This is a genomic window from Pseudomonas sp. KSR10, assembly GCF_022355455.1.
GTDB classification, from domain to species: Bacteria; Pseudomonadota; Gammaproteobacteria; order Pseudomonadales; family Pseudomonadaceae; genus Stutzerimonas; species Stutzerimonas stutzeri_E.
This window is the reverse complement of the sequence record NZ_JAKOEN010000016.1, coordinates 110,172-128,742: the sequence shown is the minus strand read 5'-3', so window position 1 is coordinate 128,742 and position 18,571 is coordinate 110,172. Positions and strand designations below refer to the sequence as shown.

General features: G+C 62.9%; 15 protein-coding genes. 11 read left to right on the top strand and 4 right to left on the bottom strand.

Features of this window, described 5'->3' with window-relative positions:
* Positions 1–21 precede the first annotated feature (21 nt).
* Positions 22–714 (top strand): SIMPL domain-containing protein, encoded by a 693-nt coding sequence (locus tag MCB86_RS07570; RefSeq protein ID WP_045163535.1) that lies wholly within the window; start codon positions 22–24, stop codon positions 712–714.
* A 142-nt stretch (positions 715–856) separates the two neighbouring features.
* Here MCB86_RS07570 and MCB86_RS07565 read toward each other — a convergent pair whose 3' ends face one another.
* Positions 857–2,020: a type III PLP-dependent enzyme gene (locus MCB86_RS07565; protein WP_045163536.1), complete on the bottom strand. Its 1,164-nt coding sequence runs from the start codon at positions 2,018–2,020 to the stop codon at positions 857–859.
* A 439-nt stretch (positions 2,021–2,459) separates the two neighbouring features.
* On the opposite strand from MCB86_RS07565, the gene MCB86_RS07560 reads away from it, so the two are divergent.
* Positions 2,460–4,043: a peptide chain release factor 3 gene (locus MCB86_RS07560; protein ID WP_045163537.1), complete on the top strand. Its 1,584-nt coding sequence runs from the start codon at positions 2,460–2,462 to the stop codon at positions 4,041–4,043.
* 126 nt (positions 4,044–4,169) lie between these two features.
* Here the strand turns inward: MCB86_RS07560 and MCB86_RS07555 are convergent, their stop codons facing one another.
* On the bottom strand, positions 4,170–5,057 hold the full coding sequence (locus MCB86_RS07555; RefSeq protein ID WP_196298693.1) for a pseudouridine synthase: 888 nt from the start codon (positions 5,055–5,057) through the stop codon (positions 4,170–4,172).
* A 178-nt stretch (positions 5,058–5,235) separates the two neighbouring features.
* On the opposite strand from MCB86_RS07555, the gene MCB86_RS07550 reads away from it, so the two are divergent.
* Both MCB86_RS07550 and MCB86_RS07545 read left to right on the top strand, forming a co-directional pair.
* Complete coding sequence (locus tag MCB86_RS07550; protein WP_239610501.1) at positions 5,236–6,021, top strand: thioredoxin family protein; 786 nt, start codon at positions 5,236–5,238, stop codon at positions 6,019–6,021.
* Positions 6,022–6,210: 189 nt separating this feature from the next.
* On the top strand, positions 6,211–8,022 hold the full coding sequence (locus tag MCB86_RS07545) for a thiamine pyrophosphate-requiring protein (protein WP_239610500.1): 1,812 nt from the start codon (positions 6,211–6,213) through the stop codon (positions 8,020–8,022).
* 103 nt (positions 8,023–8,125) lie between these two features.
* On the opposite strand, the gene MCB86_RS07540 is transcribed toward MCB86_RS07545, so the two are convergent.
* Positions 8,126–8,485, bottom strand: coding sequence for a copper-binding protein (locus MCB86_RS07540; RefSeq protein WP_045163540.1), 360 nt, complete (start codon positions 8,483–8,485; stop codon positions 8,126–8,128).
* 161 nt (positions 8,486–8,646) lie between these two features.
* Between MCB86_RS07540 and MCB86_RS07535 the strand changes: the two genes are divergently transcribed.
* Genes MCB86_RS07535 through MCB86_RS07520 form a run of 4 tightly spaced genes read left to right on the top strand, consistent with a single transcriptional unit; the run spans position 8,647 to position 11,250 of the window.
* Positions 8,647–8,955: a PepSY domain-containing protein gene (locus MCB86_RS07535; protein ID WP_239610499.1), complete on the top strand. Its 309-nt coding sequence runs from the start codon at positions 8,647–8,649 to the stop codon at positions 8,953–8,955.
* Positions 8,955–9,260 (top strand): PepSY domain-containing protein, encoded by a 306-nt coding sequence (locus tag MCB86_RS07530; protein ID WP_045163542.1) that lies wholly within the window; start codon positions 8,955–8,957, stop codon positions 9,258–9,260. The genes MCB86_RS07535 and MCB86_RS07530 overlap by 1 nt, the downstream gene beginning before the upstream one ends.
* Positions 9,260–9,925, top strand: a complete 666-nt coding sequence (locus MCB86_RS07525) for a response regulator transcription factor (protein ID WP_239610498.1) — start codon at positions 9,260–9,262, stop codon at positions 9,923–9,925. Before MCB86_RS07530 ends, MCB86_RS07525 begins: the two co-directional genes overlap by 1 nt.
* Entirely contained in the window at positions 9,922–11,250 is a 1,329-nt protein-coding gene (locus MCB86_RS07520) for a sensor histidine kinase (RefSeq protein ID WP_239610497.1), read from the top strand. Before MCB86_RS07525 ends, MCB86_RS07520 begins: the two co-directional genes overlap by 4 nt.
* A 35-nt stretch (positions 11,251–11,285) precedes the next feature.
* On the opposite strand, the gene MCB86_RS07515 is transcribed toward MCB86_RS07520, so the two are convergent.
* Complete coding sequence (locus MCB86_RS07515) at positions 11,286–11,501, bottom strand: hypothetical protein (protein WP_045163545.1); 216 nt, start codon at positions 11,499–11,501, stop codon at positions 11,286–11,288.
* A gap of 332 nt (positions 11,502–11,833) precedes the next feature.
* Between MCB86_RS07515 and MCB86_RS07510 the strand changes: the two genes are divergently transcribed.
* The 3 genes from MCB86_RS07510 (at position 11,834) to MCB86_RS07500 (ending at position 18,523) form a co-directional block, all read left to right on the top strand.
* Positions 11,834–12,703 (top strand): WYL domain-containing protein, encoded by an 870-nt coding sequence (locus MCB86_RS07510; protein WP_239610496.1) that lies wholly within the window; start codon positions 11,834–11,836, stop codon positions 12,701–12,703.
* Positions 12,704–13,637: 934 nt separating this feature from the next.
* Entirely contained in the window at positions 13,638–14,873 is a 1,236-nt protein-coding gene (locus MCB86_RS07505) for an exonuclease SbcCD subunit D C-terminal domain-containing protein (protein WP_239610495.1), read from the top strand.
* Positions 14,870–18,523: an AAA family ATPase gene (locus MCB86_RS07500; protein WP_239610494.1), complete on the top strand. Its 3,654-nt coding sequence runs from the start codon at positions 14,870–14,872 to the stop codon at positions 18,521–18,523. Before MCB86_RS07505 ends, MCB86_RS07500 begins: the two co-directional genes overlap by 4 nt.
* Positions 18,524–18,571: the final 48 nt, after the last annotated feature.

Below are 18,571 nucleotides of genomic sequence, written 5' to 3'. Positions count from 1 at the left end.
CTATCGAATCCAGGAGCTTTCATGTTCGTTTCCGCCCCTCGCAGCCTTGCTCTGCTGGCCTGCATCGCCTGCCTTCCCGCTGTTGCCGACGAGCAACATTACAACCAGATCTCGCTGCATGCCGAGGCCAGCAGCGAAGTCGCTCATGACCGCATGCATGTCACGCTGTACAGCGAGGCCCAGCATGAAGACCCGGCGCAACTGGCCGCGCAAACCACCCAGGCCATGAATAAGGCTCTGCAACATGCGCGTCAGGTGAAAGGTATCGTGATCAGCCAGGGCAGCCGCAGCAGCTATCCGGTCTATGAGGAAAAGGGCCAGCAGATCACCGCCTGGCGCGAACGCGCCGAACTACGCTTGGAAAGCGGTGATTTCGCCGCGCTGTCCAAGCTGACCGGGGAGCTGATGCAGGACCTGAAAATGGGCGGTATGCAATTCAGCGTTTCCGACGCGATCCGCAAGCAGAACGAAGACGCTCTGCTCAAAGATGCCGTCGCCGCCTTCCGCGCCCGAGCCCAACTGGCCACCGAGGCATTGGGTGGCACCGACTACCGCATCGTCAACCTCAACCTGGGCAGCGGCGGCGGTTATCAGCCGGTGATGCGCAACTTCGCCATGAAGAGCATGGAGGCGATGCCGACACCCGATGTAGAGGCCGGAACCCGCCAGGTCAGCGTCAGTGCCGACGGCGTCATCGAAGTGCAGATGCCCTGATTCGACACCGCCACGGTGACGAGCCGAGGCCATGCGGTCTCGGCTCGTTTGCACCTGGCACGGGCATACACAGCGCCGCGTAACCGTTACCGCAGAAACAACAACGCCGCGAAAATCGCGGCGTTTTGCGTAACGCGGAGGCTTAGATGTAGTAGGCCTTCAGCGGCGGGAAGCCGTTGAACTCCACCGCACTGTAACTGGTGGTGTAGGCACCGGTGGAGAGCCAGTACATACGGTCGCCGATGGCCAGGTTCAACGGCAAGCCGTACTTGTAGTTCTCGTACATGATGTCGGCGCTGTCGCAAGTCGGGCCGGCGATGACCACCTCTTCCATCTCGCCCTTCTTCTCGGTCCAGATCGGGAACTTGATGGCTTCGCCCATGGTTTCGATGAGACCGGAGAACATGCCCACATCGGTGTAGACCCAACGCTCGACGGCGGTCCGCGACTTACGTGCCACCAGCACCACTTCGCTGACCAGAATGCCCGAGTTGGCGATCAGCGAGCGGCCCGGTTCGAGGATGATTTCCGGCAGGTCGTCACCGAAGTCTTCCTTGAGGAAGCGGATAATTTCCTCGGCGTAGGTTTCCAGGCTGTTGGTGCGGGTGATGTAGTTGGCCGGGAAGCCGCCACCCATGTTGATCATCTTCAGTTCGATGCCATCTTCTTCTTTCAGACGTTCGAAGATCACCTTGACCTTAGCGATCGCGGCGTCCCATACGGAGATGTCGCGCTGCTGGGAACCCACGTGGAAGGAGATACCGTAGGGCTCTAGCTTCAACTGGCGCGCCAGGATCAGCAGATCCATCGCCATATCGGTCTGGCAGCCGAACTTGCGCGAAAGCGGCCAGTCAGCCGTAGTCGAACCTTCGGTGAGAATCCGCACATAGACTTTCGAACCCGGTGCGGCCTTGGCGATGTTGCGCAGGTCGGCTTCCGAGTCGGTGGCGAACATGCGCACACCCTTGTCGTAGAAGTAGCGGATGTCCTTGGCTTTCTTGATGGTGTTGCCGTAGCTGATGCGCTCCGGGCCAACGCCGCGGGACATGACTTTGTCCAGCTCGTAGATCGAGGCGATGTCGAAGTTCGAGCCCTTGTCACGCAACAGGTCGATGATCTCGACCGCCGGATTGGCCTTGACCGCGTAGTAGACCTTGGCGAATTCGAAACCGGCACGCAGATCGTCGTATGCCTTGTCGATGGTTTCGGTATCGATGACCACGAACGGTGTTTCGTGCTGGTCAGCGAAGGTCTTCATCTTCTGGAAGGTGGATCGGGAATAGTAGTCTTCGATCTTGATCGACATGCATGGCTCCAAATCGGGAAACGTAAAGTCGGATTAGGGGTAAGCAAGAACGCCTGATCAGTTTCCCCACTTTGGTTCGCCTACTTCCCAAGGCATGTCGCCGAGTATCACGGCCAAATCGACAGCACAGGTGCAGTGACTTGGTGAATCCTGATCTCTCGTCGTCAGTACTTGAGCCGGATGGATCGTTGCCAGCATGGACGTTCGGGCGCGAACTGTAGAACCACAGCTGTTTCAGATCAATGAAAAATCCACGCTCGTTCCATTTTTTGCCGCATCGGCGAACCTACCCTACTCAAACCGACAGATGTGCTGCGGCGATGTTCCATCCGCCTCGCCCCGCTGCGGATCGACGGCCCCGTGACGGACCACGCCCGAGCGCGCCCTTTGCGCTATAATCGCCGGCTTTTTCCGACACGCTTTCAATACCGGGACCGCCATGACCTCTCAGGCCGCCGAAGTCGCGAAGCGCCGCACCTTCGCCATCATTTCCCACCCCGACGCGGGCAAAACCACCATCACCGAAAAGCTGCTACTGATGGGCAAGGCGATTGCGGTGGCCGGTACCGTGAAGTCGCGCAAATCCGACCGTCACGCGACCTCCGACTGGATGGAAATGGAAAAGCAGCGCGGCATTTCCATCACCACCTCGGTGATGCAGTTCCCCTACCGCGAGCACATGATCAACCTGCTCGATACCCCCGGCCACGAAGACTTCTCGGAAGACACCTACCGCACCCTGACCGCGGTGGACTCGGCATTGATGGTGCTCGACGGCGGTAAAGGTGTCGAACCACGCACCATCGCGCTGATGGACGTCTGCCGCCTGCGCGACACGCCCATCGTCAGCTTCATCAACAAGCTCGACCGCGACATCCGCGACCCCATCGAGCTGCTCGACGAGATCGAAGCGGTTCTGAAGATCAAGGCGGCGCCCATCACCTGGCCGATCGGCTGCTACCGCGACTTCAAGGGTGTGTATCACCTCAAGGACGATTACATCATCGTCTACACCCCGGGCCACGGGCATGAGCGCACCGACGTCAAGATCATCCAGAAGCTCGACTCCGACGAGGCGCGCAAACATATCGGCGACGAATACGACCGCTTCGTCGAACAGCTGGAGCTGGTCCAGGGTGCCTGTCATGAGTTCGACCAGGACGAGTTCCTCAGCGGCCAACTGACTCCGGTGTTCTTCGGCACCGCGCTGGGCAATTTTGGCGTGGACCATGTGCTTGATGCGGTCGTCGACTGGGCGCCGCGCCCACTGCCGCGTGCCGCCAACGAGCGCGTTGTCGAGCCGGTCGAGGACAAATTCACCGGTTTCGTCTTCAAGATCCAGGCGAACATGGACCCCAAGCACCGCGACCGCATCGCCTTCATGCGCATCTGTTCGGGCAAATACGAAAAAGGCATGAAGCTGCGCCATGCGCGCATCGGCAAGGACATCCGTATCGCCGATGCCCTGACCTTCTTCTCCAGCGAGCGTGAGCAACTGGAAGAAGCCTGGGCCGGCGACATCATCGGTCTGCACAACCACGGCACCATCCAGATCGGCGATACCTTCACTGAAGGCGAAAACCTCGGTTTCACCGGCATCCCGCATTTCGCCCCGGAACTGTTCCGCCGCGTACGCCTGAAGGACCCGCTGAAGTCCAAGCAGCTGCGCCAGGGCCTGCAGGAACTGGCCGAAGAAGGCGCGACCCAGGTGTTCTTCCCCGAGCGCAACAACGACATCATCCTCGGCGCGGTGGGTGTGCTGCAGTTCGACGTCGTCGCTAGCCGCCTGAAGGAGGAATACAAGGTCGAGTGCGCCTACGAGGCGATCAACGTCTGGTCGGCGCGCTGGATCGAGTGCGACAACGAGAAGAAGCTCAAGGAATTCAGCGACAAGGCCTACGAGAACCTGGCACTCGACGGCGGCGGCCACCTCACCTATCTGGCACCGACCCGGGTCAACCTGAGCCTGATGGAAGAGCGCTGGCCGGATGTGAAATTCAGGGCGACGCGCGAGCATCACTGACAGGCGATCATTCGTAGGCACCGGCCTGGTGCCTACGAGAGTGGCGCCTGAAGTTACCAGCGGGATTGGCCTTCAGCGAGGCAAGACACCGCGGCCTGCGCATCCCGTCGCACGATTCGAATCCCTCTACCAATCCAGTGCCAGGCGACTCTCGAAGTGGCGTGGCTCGCCGCTCAGCGGATCGCGAAATTCCAGGCCGCGTGCCAGCAGTTTGAGCGGGTTGGCGTAGTCGTCCTGATCACGACGACTGCGCTCGATCAGCTCCGGATAAAAGGGATCGTTGCAGATTCCGGCTCCCAGCGTGGCCATCTGCAAACGCAATTGGTGCTTGCGTCCAGTCACTGGGAAAAGTGCGTAGCGCCAGAACGCACCGCGGCGCTCCAACACCTCGATACGCGTCTCGCTGTTGGGCGCGCCATCACCCTGTTTCATCAGAAAGAACGGATCGCCCTCGACCATGTGCAACCGCTCCTGCCGCGGAAAGTCGAGAGCGGGTAGCGCCGGGCAGATCGCTTCGTAGCGCTTGTCGATCCGGCGCTCGCGAAACAGCGCCTGATAGCGGCCACGGCTTTCGGGATTGGTGGAGAACAGCACCAGCCCGGCAGTCAGCCGATCAATGCGGTGGATGGGTACCAGATCGGGATTGCCCAGACGTTTGCTCAGACGCGCCAACAGGGTTTCGTTGACGTACTCGCCGGCCGGCATCACCGGCAGGAAATGCGGTTTGTCCGCCACCAGCAGATGCTCATCGAGGTGCAACACCTGCTCCGCGAAGGGAATCGGCTTTTCCTCCGGCACTTCACGAAAGTAGTGAACCCTCAGCCCCACTTGATAGGGATGATCAACCGCGAGCGGCCGCCCGTCGGCGCCCAGCACGCGTGCTCTGGCGAAGCGATCCAGCCAGGTGGCGCGATCAATCGCGGGGAAATGCGCGCATAAGCAATCGAGCACCGAGGGCCAGTCGCCCTGGGGCAGATGCAGGGTGCTGCGGGCGTTGTGGGCAGTGGCGGACATGACGACGACGCACATGGGAACTGGCCAGCGATGATACCCGACTGCATCGTGCCGACCGTCGGTTCATGTCGATTTGACCATCGGCGGTGTCGATTTGGCTCGGTGTCGATCGACCATCCGAGCATGCATCGAAAACCATCGATGCTTCATTCGCTCGTCCCGCAAGCGGAGGTTTACGATGAACAACCATCCGATCGTTTCCCGTCAGCAATGGCTGGCCGCCCACAGCGAACATCTGCTCAGAGAAAAGCAGGTCACCCACCAGCGCGAAGCCCTCGCAGCCGCCCGCCGCGAACTGCCCTGGGCATTGGTGGACAAAGACTACCGATTCCAGGACGCACACGGCTCGGTGGGCCTGGCCGAGCTGTTCGAAGGGCGCAGCCAACTGATCATCAAGCATTTCATGTTCGGCCCCGACTGGCAGGAAGGCTGCGTCGGCTGTTCCTTCGAGATGGACCATCTGCAAGGCGCACTGGTGCACCTGACCCACCATGACGTCAGCTTCGCCGCGGTGTCGCGGGCGCCCTTCGCGGCGCTCGAAGTCTTCCGCCAACGCATGGGCTGGCAAGTCCGCTGGGTATCGTCTGCTGGCAGCGATTTCAACCGCGACTTTCATGTCTCGTTCGGTCCTGAGGACATCGTCGAAGGCAAGGTCTTCTATAACTTCACCTGGCAGCCGTTCGTCTGCGAAGAGCTGTCGGGCTTCAGCGTGTTCTATCGCGACGAGGACGGACGCATCTTCCACACCTTTTCCGCTTATGGGCGTGGTGCCGAAGAGCTGCTCGGCAGCTATGTGCTGCTCGATATGACACCCAATGGGCGTAACGAAAACGGGCCGCAACATAACCTGACCGACTGGGTTCGCCATCACGACCGTTACGACAGCGACGATCGGGTCGACTCGACTGGGCGCGTCAGCTCAAGCGACCATCGGGGATCGGCGGACTGCTGCCATCGCACCTGAACGCTCGCCGTCGCCGCAAGGAATTCTCGGGAAACCCTCACCGCACTACCCGGTCCAGACTAGAACGACCAGGCATGTTCTCGGGCTGCCCAAGCCGCTTATCCCACGCGTACTGTGATTGTTTGGGCGCCTGCGATACCCCAGCCCTACTGGTCTGAAGTGTTCACAGCCGAATCAAGCGAGGTTTCCATGGCAATGACAGTGGGTGACTACGTGATCGAACGCCTCTACCAATGGGGCGTTCGCCGCATTTACGGCTACCCCGGCGATGGTATCAACGGGGTGTTCGGCGCTCTCAATCGTGCCAACGAGAAGATTCGCTTTATCCAGGCTCGGCACGAGGAGATGGCGGCCTTCATGGCCGCGGCAGACGCCAAGTTCAGCGGCGGCCTCGGCGTCTGTATCGCCACGTCCGGCCCAGGTGCCGCGCATCTGATCACCGGCCTTTACGATGCGCGGCTGGATCACATGCCGGTGCTGGCGATCACCGGGCAGAAATCGCGCACTGCGCTGGGCAGCCATTATCAGCAGGAGATCGATCTGCCTGCGTTGTTCAAGGACGTGTCCGGCGCGTTCGTCGAACAGGCCAGTGCACCCGCCCAGGTCAGACACCTGATCGACCGGGCGATCCGCACCGCGGTGGGCGAGCGTAAGGTCGCGACGGTGATTCTGCCCAACGACCTGCAGGAGGCCGAGTACAGCGAGCCGCCGCGGGCCCACGGCGCCGTGCATTCGGGTGTCGGTTACACCCGACCGAAGATGGTGCCTTACGACGCAGATCTGCAACGCGCGGCCGAAGTGCTCAATGCCGGCGAGAAGGTGGCCATCCTGGTGGGTGCCGGCGCGCTGAACGCCACCGACGAAGTGATCGCCGTGGCCGAGAAACTCGGTGCCGGGGTAGCCAAGGCGCTATTGGGTAAGGCCGCGGTGCCTGACGACCTCCCCTGGGTCACCGGCTCCATCGGCCTGCTCGGAACCGAGCCAAGCTACAAGCTGATGACCGAGTGCGACACTCTGCTGATGATCGGCTCGGGCTTCCCCTACTCCGAATTCCTGCCCAAGGAAGGCCAGGCGCGCGGCGTGCAGATCGACCTAAAGGCCGACATGCTCAGCATCCGCTACCCGATGGAGGTGAATCTGCAAGGCGACTCGGCCGAAACCCTGCGCGCGCTGCTGCCATTGCTGCAGGAAAAAACCGAGCGAAAATGGCGCAGGCACGTCGAAGAGTGGCGCATGGACTGGGAGCATCTGCTGGAAAACCGCGCCATGGTCGAGGCCCATCCGATCAACCCGCAGCGCGTCGCCTTCGAGCTATCGCCCCGCCTGCCGGATAACGCCATAGTCACCAGCGACTCAGGTTCCTGCGCCAACTGGTATGCCCGCGACGTGAAGATGCGCCGCGGCATGATGGGCTCGCTGTCCGGAGGCTTGGCCTCGATGGGCGCAGCCGTGCCTTATGCGATAGCCGCCAAGTTTTCGCACCCGGAACGCCCGGTCGTGGCGATGGTGGGCGATGGCGCGATGCAGATGAACAACATGGCCGAGCTGATCACCGTCTCCAAATATTGGCAGCAGTGGCAGAACTCGCAGTGGATCTGCTGCGTCTTCAACAACGAGGACCTCAATCAGGTGACTTGGGAGCAGCGCGTGATGGAAGGCGATCCGAAGTTCGAGGCGTCGCAGGATATTCCCAACGTACCCTACCACCGCTTCGCCGAGTCCATCGGGCTGAAGGGCATCTACGCCGACCGTGAAGATCAGGTCGCGGCCGCCTGGGACGAGGCGTTCGCCGCGGACCGGCCGGTGGTGCTCGAATTCAAGACCGACCCCGACGTGCCGCCGCTGCCGCCGCACATCAAGCTGGAGCAGGCCAAGGCCTATGCGTCGGCGTTGCTGCATGGCGACCCGGATCAGGGCGGGATCATCAAGCAATCGGCCAAGCAGGTGCTCAGCAAGGTCCTGCCGGGCCGTCACGCAGACAAGGACAAGGACCGGAAGTGAGCGGGCGTCCTGGCGCCAACAGGTCATCCAGCCCATCGCCTGCCGCACCGCCGATCGCATTTGGATTCTGGTGGGGTGAGGCGGACTGAAGCGAAGCAGACTTTTAGCGCTTGTCGATGGAAACAAGCGCCGCCTCACCGGCCTCGCTCTGGAAGCCGATCCGCACCTCGTCGCCTACGGCCAGGCCGTCGAGTTGCTCGCGCCTGGCCTGGAACTCCATGCTCGAGGCCGGCCATTTCAATGCGGGGACCGGGCCGTGGGCGATGGTCACCACGCCGCGCTCGTGATCGATGGCCTCGATGGTGCCAGTGGCCCGCATGACCGGCTCGGACATCAACTCGGTAGCCGGCCCGGCGTCGATTTCCGGTGCTTCTGCCGGCTCCGTCGGTTTGAGCAGATCCTGCGCCACTACCGGTTGAACGAGCAGCACCAGGCTGAGCGCGACGCAATGAAGCGGTTTCATGACAGGCCTCCCGGGACAGGTGGACGTACGCTGCATTGGACAATAGCGCCTCGACGATTACTGCTAGCGGGCGATTTTCCCGGCATCGCGCTCGTTCAGCTTCGCGTAAGCCACGTTCCGTAATCTGTGAATCGTCGAAACCCACACAGGAAAACCAAACCATGAAAACACTGACTACCCTGATTACCGCCGCCACCCTCGCCCTCGGCGCCAACCTGGCCATGGCCCGCGACCTTGGACCGGACGAAGCGCTCAAGCTGCGCGATGCCGGCACCATTCAATCCTTCGAGAAGCTCAACGAGGCAGCGCTGGCCAAGCATCCGGGCGCCACTGTCGAGGAAACCGAGCTGGAGGAAGAATACGGCCGCCACATCTATCAGCTTGAACTGCGTGACGACAAAGGTGTGCAATGGGACATGGAGCTCGACGCCAAGACCGGCGAAGTGCTCAAGGACCATCAGGACGATTGATGCGACCCACCACTCTTCTCAGCGTTCCCCTGACCATACTGCTCGCCGCCACCCCGGCGGCGGGCCGTGACCTGGATCAGGACGAAGCCCTGCAGCTACGCCACGAAGGGCTGATCATGCCGCTGGAGGCGCTCGTGCAGCGCACCATGGAGCGCTATCCAGGCGCTCGGCTGCTGGAAGCCGAACTGGAAGAAGAAGATGGGATCTACGTCTATGAAATCGAATTGCTCACAGCCGACGGCGTCGCCCGCGAACTTGAATTGGACGCGCGCGACGGCCGCCTGCTCAAGGACGAAGAAGACTGATGCGCCTGTTGTTGGTCGAAGACAATGTGCCGTTGGCCGATGAACTGATCGCCAGCCTTGGCCGCCAAGGCTACGCCACCGATTGGCTGGCCGATGGTCGCGACGCCGATTACCAGGGCGGCAGCGAGCCCTATGACCTGATCGTTCTGGACCTCGGCCTGCCTGGCAAGCCGGGGCTGGAGGTCTTGCGCGCCTGGCGCGCACGCGGTGTTTCCACGCCGGTGCTGGTCCTTACTGCGCGTGATTCCTGGGCCGAACGCATCGAAGGCCTCAAGGCCGGTGCCGACGATTACCTGACCAAACCCTTTCACCCGGAAGAACTGCAGTTGCGCATCCAGGCGCTGCTGCGGCGCGCCCACGGCGTGGCCAATCAACCTTTACTGCAGGTCGGCGGGCTGGCCCTGGACGAAGCGCGCCAGCGTTGCAGCCAGGATGGCCAGGACGTCGAACTGACCGCCGGCGAGTTCCGTCTGTTGCGCTACTTCATGCTGCATCCCGGCCAGCTGCTGTCGAAGACCCAGCTGGCCGAACATCTATATGACGGCGAAACCGAGCGCGACTCCAACGTCATCGAAGTGCATGTCAACCGACTGCGCGGCAAGCTCGGTCGCAAGCTGATCGAAACTCGTCGCGGCCAGGGTTATCGCTTCGGCGGCGCGTCTTGAAGTCCATTCAGCGCAGCCTCAGCCTCGGGCTGATTTCAGGCCTGCTGCTGGTCGGTCTGCTATTGGTGCAGACCAGTCTGTGGCTATTCGAAGCCGGCCTGCGGCGCAACCTGGCGATCGACCTGCGGGAAGAGACCGAGGGCCTGCTGATCGCCATGGTCCAAGGCACGGACGGCTTCCAGCTGGACCCGAACCGGCTCAATCCTCGCTATCAGCGGGCGTTTTCCGGCCACTATTTTCGCATCGATCTGCCGACGCGCAGCTGGCGATCCCGCTCGCTGTGGGATGCCGAACCGGCCTGGCCCACCACCAACGGTTTGGCCAGCGACCTCCTCGAAGGCCCGCAGGATCAGCAACTGCTGAGCTTTCGTGCCGAATACCGGCGCGGCGGGCAGACCATCGTCATCAGCGTCGCGCGCGACTACACGCCCGTGCTCAAGAGCTTCGCCCAGGTTCGTCTGGGCGGACTGGGCCTGGTCGGCTTGGCGCTGCTGGTGTTTCTGCTGCTGCAGCGCTATGCGGTTAAGCTCGCCATGCGCCCGTTGGAGCGCGCGCGCCAGCAGATCGCTCAGCTGCAGCAAGGCGAGCGTCAACAGCTGGACATCCAGGCGCCGCTCGAATTGCAGCCGTTGGTGGAACAGATCAATCACCTGCTGGCGCACACTGACGAGACCCTCAAGCGCTCGCGGCACGCCTTGGGCAACCTGGGTCACGCGTTGAAAACGCCACTGGCGGTGCTCGGCAGCCTCATCCGACACGAGGAACTACAGCCTCATCCGCAGTTGCAGGCGGCTCTTCGCGATCAGCTGGAGCAGATCCAGCAACGCGTCGCCCGTGAGCTGGGGCGCGCACGGTTGGCCGGCGACGTGCTACCCGGCGCCTATTTCGATTGCGCCGAAGAACTCGCGCCGTTATTCGAGACGCTGAACATGATCCACCGCCGCGATCTTCATCTGCATTGGCACACGCATGAAGATTGCCGCCTGCCCTGGGATCGAGAAGACATGCTCGAACTGCTCGGCAACCTATTGGACAACGCCTGCAAATTCGCCCGCTCGGAAGTGCTGTTGAGCATCGATCAGACGCCGGGCGGCTACCTCATTCGGGTAGAAGATGACGGACCGGGCATTCCAGAAGACCAACGCGAAGCGGTACTGGAACGCGGTATTCGCCTCGACGAGCGCGCCGAAGGACACGGACTGGGGCTTGGCATCGTGCGGGATATTCTGGCCGCCTGGAACGGTCGGCTATCGTTGGAGCAAAGTTCGCTCGGCGGTTTGCGGGCAAGCGTTCACTTGTCGACGCAGCCGCGCCGCAAAGAATAACCAGGGGGTCAGGAACAGACGGATCGGCGAGGTTTTTACTGGCCGCGCGCCAGCTCGTTACGCATATCTTCCAGGATAGTTTCCACCAACAGGCCGTTCTGTACCTGACGACCGGAGACCATTCGAATGGCTTCGGTGCCGTTGATGGGGTAGCCGACGCGAACGACCAGATAGCCATCGTCCTGCGGCTCCACGCGAGTTTTGTAGTCAGCCGGAAAGTTGTCGGCAAGGTGACGGGACAGGGTTTTCATGAAGACCTCGTGCGCTGAGTCTGAAACAAAGACCTGGCAATGCACTCGGAGATTCCGAACCACTCATCGGATGACCGTCGGTCGACAAAAAACTGTAACGAGCGCGTCCGCCCAGGTTCACTTTCCCTCGTCTCTGCCGTAGGCCAGCCAGGCCAGAACACCCATGCCGGCAAAGGCAGTCGCGGAAAGCAGCAGCGCGTTCAATAACAGGCTCATGATGTCATCGTCCTCGTTTAGCTCGCTTGATGTACGCCCCGAATATATGTAGCTTCGTGCGACACGTCGAGCCACCCGATAGTCGCGTGTAAAGTTTTCCAGCAGATGAGGCGAACATGAAAAGGAAGCAATCGATCAGCCAGATCCGCTGGGACCTGGCGCTGCGCTATCGCCTGATCGAGACGGTGGCCTGGTGGGAAGGTCGTCTGACGACCGGACACCTGATGCAGAGTTTCGGCATCAGCCGGCAACAGGCTTCGAAGGACATCAACACCTACCTGAACGAGCATGCGCCGAAAAACCTTACATATGACCGCCATCTGAAGGGCTACAAGCCAAGCAAGGGGTTCACCCCGCTGTTCATCGATGGCAGCGCCGGCGCCTACCTGCACCTGCTCGACCAGAACCGCGACCGCGCGCCGCATATCGAAGGCCTGGCGCTGGCCTACGCGCATACCGAGGTGCTGCACATGCCTGACCGCAGCATCCGCCCGGAAGTCTTGCGGCCGATTCTGAAAGCCTGCCGTGAAGGGTTGCGGCTGGAAACCGAATACGTGTCCCTCGCCCACCCCGACGTCGAAATCCGTGTGATGGCACCGCACACCCTGGTCTTCACCGGAACTCGCTGGCACGTGCGCGCCTACTGCGAGAAGAACCGCGGCTTCCGCGACTTCGTGCTCAGCCGCTTTCGCGGCGAGCCGGACCTGATGGATGAAAGTGACAACACCCAGGACACCGACGAGGCCTGGAACACGCCGGTCGAGGTGATCATCGAGCCCGATGCGCGCCTGACGCCGGAACAGAAGGCGATCATCGCAACCGATTATGGGATGGAGAACGGTGAGTTACTGATTAAAACGCGCGGTGCGCTGGTGCAGTACGTGCTGCAGCGGTATCAGATCGATCCCAACACCGTGCAGGCCAATGCGGCGGCGCAGCAGATTCAGGTGCGGAATCTGCGGGGGTTGAAGGGGTGGTTGTACTGATGACTCGGCTGCGCAGCGTCGTGCATAGAGGCGAGTTTATCCGTCCATCTTCGCCCGTCTGGCCGGTTGCGAGGGGGACGGCAACGAGCCGGGAGATATATCGCTTCTTGGCTTTTTATAGGGGCGCGTTTGGGCGCGCAGCATTACCGGCTTCGACACCGAAGTTCGGCGCCGCACTTTCATCGGTCGGCACTGCAGGTTGCGCCTCGCACGGCGCGTTACTTTTTCTTGTGTGGCCAAGAAAAAGTAACCAAAAAGAAGGCCACCCCTGCATCCGGGTTTTGCTGCGCAAAACTTCCCTCCCTCCGGCGCCGCTCCGGGGGGCGTCGCGAAGGGCCATCCCTGGCCCATTACGCCTCTCGCGGCATCCATGCCTCGCGTCCCCCTACGCAACGCCTACGCTCGGCCTCCTGAAGGGGACTCGGGACCGAGGCGTCTGGAAGTTTTTCAGCAGCGACAGCAACAAAGCGCCTTCCTCATTTGAGGACGAACAGGCCGTCAGACGACGCCGAACGCCCCTTTCAGGAGGCCGAATGGAATCCGCGCGGAGGGGAGCGAGCGGCATGGATGCCGCGAGAGGCGTAATGGGCCATGGATGGCCCTTGTACGCCGGCCCCCGGAGCGCGGATGGAATGAGGGAAGTCTCGCGAAGCGAGACCCGGATGCAGGGGCAAGACCTTTTGGTTCCTTTGGGCGGGGCCGGCCATCCGGCGACTGCCAAAAGGGACTCGCCCAGCAGGGCGAAACCAATGCCCCAGCCAACCCAGCCAATGGGTATCACTCAGCGAACCCAAAGACAAAGCCAAGGCCAAAAGACCTTGCAAGCAAGGACTCGGCGCGCCCCTCGCGGCTACAAAAGCATCTCGCAAATTCTGCGCCCAGCCTCGCATCCAGTCGCGCCCCGCCGCGACTCCAACGAAAAAAGACCCCTCGTATGCGCCTGATCCACACCTCCGACTGGCACCTGGGCCAAACCCTCCACGGCCAGGACCGCGACTACGAACATGCGCAGTTCCTCGCCTGGCTGCTCGACCAACTGATCGTCCATCAGCCCGACGCACTGCTGATCGCCGGCGATATCTTCGACACCGTCAACCCGCCGCTCAAGGCGCAGGAGCGCCTCTACGATTTCATCGTCCGCGCCCACGAAAAGCTGCCGCAGCTGGACATCGTCATGATCGCCGGCAACCACGATTCTGGCGGGCGCATCGAACTCCCAGGTCCCTTGATGCGACGGCTGAACGCCCACGCTATCGGCCGCATCAGCTGGCTGGCTGACCATCAACTCGACCACGGCCGCTTGCTGGTGCCGCTGCACGATGCCCGGGGCCGGGTCGCCGGCTGGTGCCTCGCCCTGCCCTTTCTGCGCCCGGCGGAGGTTACCGGCGGTGAGGCGGGTGAGGACTACATGGCCGGCATCCGCCATGTGCACCAGCACCTGATTGCCGCGGCCGAAGCGCAGCGCCAGCCCGGCCAGGCGCTGATTGCCATGAGCCACGCGCATATGGCCGGTGGCGCAGTGTCGGAGGATTCGGAACGCAACATCGTCATCGGCAATGCCGAGGCGCTGCCGGCCAGCCTGTTTCCTGAACCCGTCGCCTATGTCGCCCTGGGTCACCTGCACAAGCCGCAGAAGGTCGCCGGACAGGAGCGTATTCGCTACAGCGGCTCGCCGTTGCCGCTGTCATTCGGCGAGATCAACTACCCGCATCAGGTGCTGCTGGTGAGTTTCGATGGCGATCAGTTGAGCCGGATTGAAAGCCTGCCGGTGCCACGCGCGGTGGCGATGATCCGCATCGGCCGCGCCCCGCTGGCCGAGGTGATCAGTCAACTCGAAGCCCTACCGCCGGTGGGCCTGTTCACCGAGAACCTGCCTTGGCTGGAAGTACGGGTGCAGCTCGACGAGCCTCAGCCCGACCTGCGCCAGCGCATCGAAGTGGCGCTCGCCGGCAAGGCCTGCCGCCTGGTGCGCATCGCCAGCGAATACGCCGGCAAACGCGGCGAGGCCGACTCGGAGGTCCTGCTCGGCCTCGACCAGATCACGCCACAGGAACTCTTCGCCCGCGCCTGGGAAGAACAGTTCGGCAACCCGCCGGACGAGCAGGCGCTGGACGATTTCGCCAGTCTGCTGCAGAGCGTCGAGTTCGCCAGCGAAGGAGACGGCAAATGAAGATCCTCGCCATCCGCCTGAAAAACCTCGCCTCTCTGGCTGGCGAGCAGGTGATCGATTTCACCGCCGAACCCTTGGCCAGCGCCGGCCTGTTCGCTATCACCGGGCCCACCGGCGCGGGCAAGAGCACCATCCTCGATGCCTTGTGTCTGGCGCTGTTCGGCAGCACGCCACGACTCGACGGCGCCTCGCTGCTGAGCAAGGTGCCTGACGGCAACGACGAGATCGGCAGCGGCGACGAACGCAACCTGTTGCGCCGCGGCTGCGCCAGTGGCTATGCCGAGGTGGATTTCGTCGGCGTCGACCAGCATCGCTACCGCGCCCGCTGGGAGGTCAAGCGCGCCCGCGAGAAAGTCGACGGTCGTCTGCAGGCCAGCAACCAGAGCCTGCTGGACCTGGACCGCGACCAGTTGCTGGCCAGCGGCAAGAAGCGTGAATTCAAGGAGCTGCTGGAAGCCAAGCTCGGCCTGACCCTGGCGCAGTTCACCCGCGCGGTGCTGCTGGCCCAGAGCGAGTTTTCGGCGTTTCTCAAGGCCGACGACAACGACCGCGGTACCCTGCTGGAAAAGCTCACTGACACAGGGCTCTACAGCCGCCTGGGCCAAGCTGCCTTCGAAGCGGCCAAGCGCGCCCGCGAAGCGCTGGCTGCGCTGCAACAACAGGCCGGCGGCGTACAGCCACTGGAACCCGAGGCGCGCCAAGCGCTGGAAGCGTTGCATGAGCAACAACAGGCCGAACTCAAGACCCTGCAACAGCAGCTCGAAGCGCTCAAGCAACAGCGCCAATGGTTGCAGGACCTTTCCCGTCTGCAAGGCGAGCGCGACAATGCCCGGCGCCAGCTCGCCGAGGCCGAAAAAGAGCAGCAAAACCTAGCCGATGCCCGGCGCATTCTCGGGCTGTTCGACCAGTTGGCACCGCAACGCCATCGTTTTATTCGTGAACGTGAACTGGCGCCATTGTTGGCCAAGGTCGACGAGACCCTGGCGCGCCATCAGCGCGAGCACACGGACGTGGAGCGCCGCGTCGGGCAATTGGAAGAGGCCTGCCGCGCCTCGACCGAGGCGCTGAAAACCGCCGAACAGCAGCACAAAGCCGCCGAGCCCGGGCTCGCGCGGGCTCGCCGTGAAGAAGAACGCCTGAGCCACCTCGACAACGATCTGCGGGAAGCGCGCGAGCAAGCCGAACAAGCCGAACTGGCGAGCCAGGCCGGCGACACAACGTTGGCCCAGCTGCGCCAGCAACAGGAACAGACGGCCACGCAGCTCGGCGCCCTCGTCGAATCGCTCATGCGCAGCGCCGAATTGCAACCGCTGTGCGCAGCCTGGAGCGGCTACCGGCCACGCCTGCAACAAGCGGTGCAGATTGCGGCTCGGTTGCAACAAGGTCGACAGGAATTGCCGGCGCTGGAAGCCACCGCCATTGCTGCCGAAGCCGCGCAAACCACGGCCCGCCAGGCGCTCGAAGAGCTGCAGAAGCAAATCGGCGGTGAAACGAGCCTCGGCGAGCAGCTTGCCAAACTGACGACTGGACTCGAAGCCTCCCGCAAGGCCGAGCGCGGACTTGAAGGCCTGCACAACCTATGGTCTCGCCAGCAACAGTTGGCCAATCAGCAGCGCGCTCTGCAAAGCGAACAAGGCCGCCAGCAGGATGAACTCGATGCCCTCACCCAGGCCGGCAAGCTGGCGCGCGGCGAGCGCGACGAAGCGGAGAAGACGCTGAAGATTTTGCAGGCGCTGCTGGATCGCCAGCGCCTGGCCCGTAGCGCCAATGTCGAGGCCTTGCGCGCCGCGCTGGTACCGGGCGAGCCGTGCAGCGTATGCGGCAGCGCCGAGCATCCCTGGCACGACGGCGACGCGCTGCTCGCCGCCCTCGATCAGCACGATGAGGGCGAAGTCGAGCAGGCGCAACGCCACCTCGCCGCCCAGGACGAAAAACTGCAAGCCCTGCGCGATCAGCACATCGTCCTCTCCACCGGGATCAAACAGAACGGTCAGCGACAGGGGGAAATCGCCGATGAGCTGGCGAAGCTGGAGGCTCAACTCTGCGCCCTGCCCAGCTATTCCGACCTGCTGAGCCAGGCGGAAACGGATCGCCAATCTTGGCTCGACAGCCGTTTGACCACGCTCAAGGCCGACATTGCCCACGCCAATAGCCGTCAACGTGAGCTGCTCAAGTTGCAACAGCGCAGCGAAGAACTGCTGAACGCTGCGCAGCGGGCCCGCGAAACCTGCGTTCAGGCCACCCAGGCCTTGGCCGGGCAGCGCGATGCCATCGCCCGCGACAACGCGCGACTAGAAGAAGAGCTGGCCGAATTCGCCGATCTGATGCCAGCCGCCCTGCTCGCGCGCTGGCGCGAGGCGCCTGCCGATACGTTCATGCAACTGGACGGCCAGGTCGAGGCCCGACGCCAGCAGCTCGAGCAGCAGACCGAGCTGGCAGACGAACAACAGCAGCGCCAGGCAGCACTGGAGCGCGAGCAGCTACAACAACAGCATCGCCTCGACCAGCACAAGGCCTGCACCACCCGTCTTGCCGAGCTGCAAACACGGGAACAGGCCTGTCGCCAGAGCCTGCGCGAAAGCCTCGGCGAACAGCCCAGCGCCCAGGCCTGGCAGCAGCAATTGGAAAAGGCCATCCAGCTCGCCCGTCATCAGCAGGCCGCAATCGACCGGCAACTGAACGAGGCGCGCCTCGAGCTGACCCGGCTCGCGAGCGAGCAGCACAATTGCGCTCAGCGCCGTGCCGAGCTGCTGGCCGAGCGCAGCACGCTCAGCGAAGAACTCGCGAGCTGGCGCGCCGCGCATCCCGACTTGGACGATGCAACCCTGGAGCAGCTATTGCAGCTGGACGACACGCTGCTCGCCGAAGCGCGTGAACGTCTGCGTGCCAACACCGAACAGCTCGCCCGTGGTCGCGAGCGCCTCGACGGCTGCGAGCAGAGGCTGAAGGCACACCAGTCTGGACAGACGAACCCACCGGACGCCGAAACGCTGGAAACCCAATTCAGTAGTCAGCAAGCCAGCTGCGACAGGGCCGAGCAGCGCAGCACCGAAACCCGCGCCGCACTGCTCGACGACGATCGCCGGCGCAACCAGAGCCAGGCGCTGCTCCAGCAGATCGCCGACGCGACCGCCGAAAGCCAGCGCTGGGGGCGTATTGCCGCCTTGATCGGAACCAGCGACGGCGGGGCCTTCCGCAAGATCGCCCAGGCCTACAACCTCGACCTCCTGGTGCAGCATGCCAACGTGCAACTGCGCCAGCTGGCCAGGCGCTATAGGCTCAAGCGCGGCGGCAGTCCGCTGGGATTGCTGGTGATGGACACCGAGATGGGCGACGAGCTGCGCTCGGTGCATTCGCTGTCCGGCGGCGAAACCTTCCTCGTCTCGCTGGCACTCGCGCTGGGCCTGGCGTCGATGGCGTCGAGCAAGCTGAAGATCGAATCGCTATTCATCGATGAAGGCTTCGGCAGCCTCGACCCCGAATCGCTGCAGATCGCCATGGACGCGCTGGACTCGCTGCAAGCCCAGGGCCGCAAGGTCGCGGTGATTTCGCACGTGGCGCAAATGCATGAACGGATTCCGGTGCAGATCCAGGTGCAACGGCAGGGTAGCGGCCAGAGCGGCCTGCGGATCACCGGAGGGGGCGGCTGAGCAACCGGCCTTGGTGCGAAGTGAAAACGAAACCGGCAGACGTCGCTT

What these genes read in the sequence shown, in the direction of transcription:
- MCB86_RS07515 (WP_045163545.1), bottom strand. Translation starts at nt 11,501, where the DNA reads ATGAAAACCCTGTCCCGTCACCTTGCCGACAACTTTCCGGCTGACTAC.
- MCB86_RS07545 (WP_239610500.1), top strand. Translation starts at nt 6,211, where the DNA reads ATGGCAATGACAGTGGGTGACTACGTGATCGAACGCCTCTACCAATGG.
- MCB86_RS07530 (WP_045163542.1), top strand. Translation starts at nt 8,955, where the DNA reads ATGCGACCCACCACTCTTCTCAGCGTTCCCCTGACCATACTGCTCGCC.
- MCB86_RS07550 (WP_239610501.1), top strand. Translation starts at nt 5,236, where the DNA reads ATGAACAACCATCCGATCGTTTCCCGTCAGCAATGGCTGGCCGCCCAC.
- MCB86_RS07535 (WP_239610499.1), top strand. Translation starts at nt 8,647, where the DNA reads ATGAAAACACTGACTACCCTGATTACCGCCGCCACCCTCGCCCTCGGC.
- MCB86_RS07505 (WP_239610495.1), top strand. Translation starts at nt 13,638, where the DNA reads ATGCGCCTGATCCACACCTCCGACTGGCACCTGGGCCAAACCCTCCAC.
- MCB86_RS07565 (WP_045163536.1), bottom strand. Translation starts at nt 2,020, where the DNA reads ATGTCGATCAAGATCGAAGACTACTATTCCCGATCCACCTTCCAGAAG.
- MCB86_RS07525 (WP_239610498.1), top strand. Translation starts at nt 9,260, where the DNA reads ATGCGCCTGTTGTTGGTCGAAGACAATGTGCCGTTGGCCGATGAACTG.
- MCB86_RS07500 (WP_239610494.1), top strand. Translation starts at nt 14,870, where the DNA reads ATGAAGATCCTCGCCATCCGCCTGAAAAACCTCGCCTCTCTGGCTGGC.
- MCB86_RS07510 (WP_239610496.1), top strand. Translation starts at nt 11,834, where the DNA reads ATGAAAAGGAAGCAATCGATCAGCCAGATCCGCTGGGACCTGGCGCTG.
- MCB86_RS07540 (WP_045163540.1), bottom strand. Translation starts at nt 8,485, where the DNA reads ATGAAACCGCTTCATTGCGTCGCGCTCAGCCTGGTGCTGCTCGTTCAA.
- MCB86_RS07555 (WP_196298693.1), bottom strand. Translation starts at nt 5,057, where the DNA reads ATGTCCGCCACTGCCCACAACGCCCGCAGCACCCTGCATCTGCCCCAG.
- MCB86_RS07560 (WP_045163537.1), top strand. Translation starts at nt 2,460, where the DNA reads ATGACCTCTCAGGCCGCCGAAGTCGCGAAGCGCCGCACCTTCGCCATC.
- MCB86_RS07570 (WP_045163535.1), top strand. Translation starts at nt 22, where the DNA reads ATGTTCGTTTCCGCCCCTCGCAGCCTTGCTCTGCTGGCCTGCATCGCC.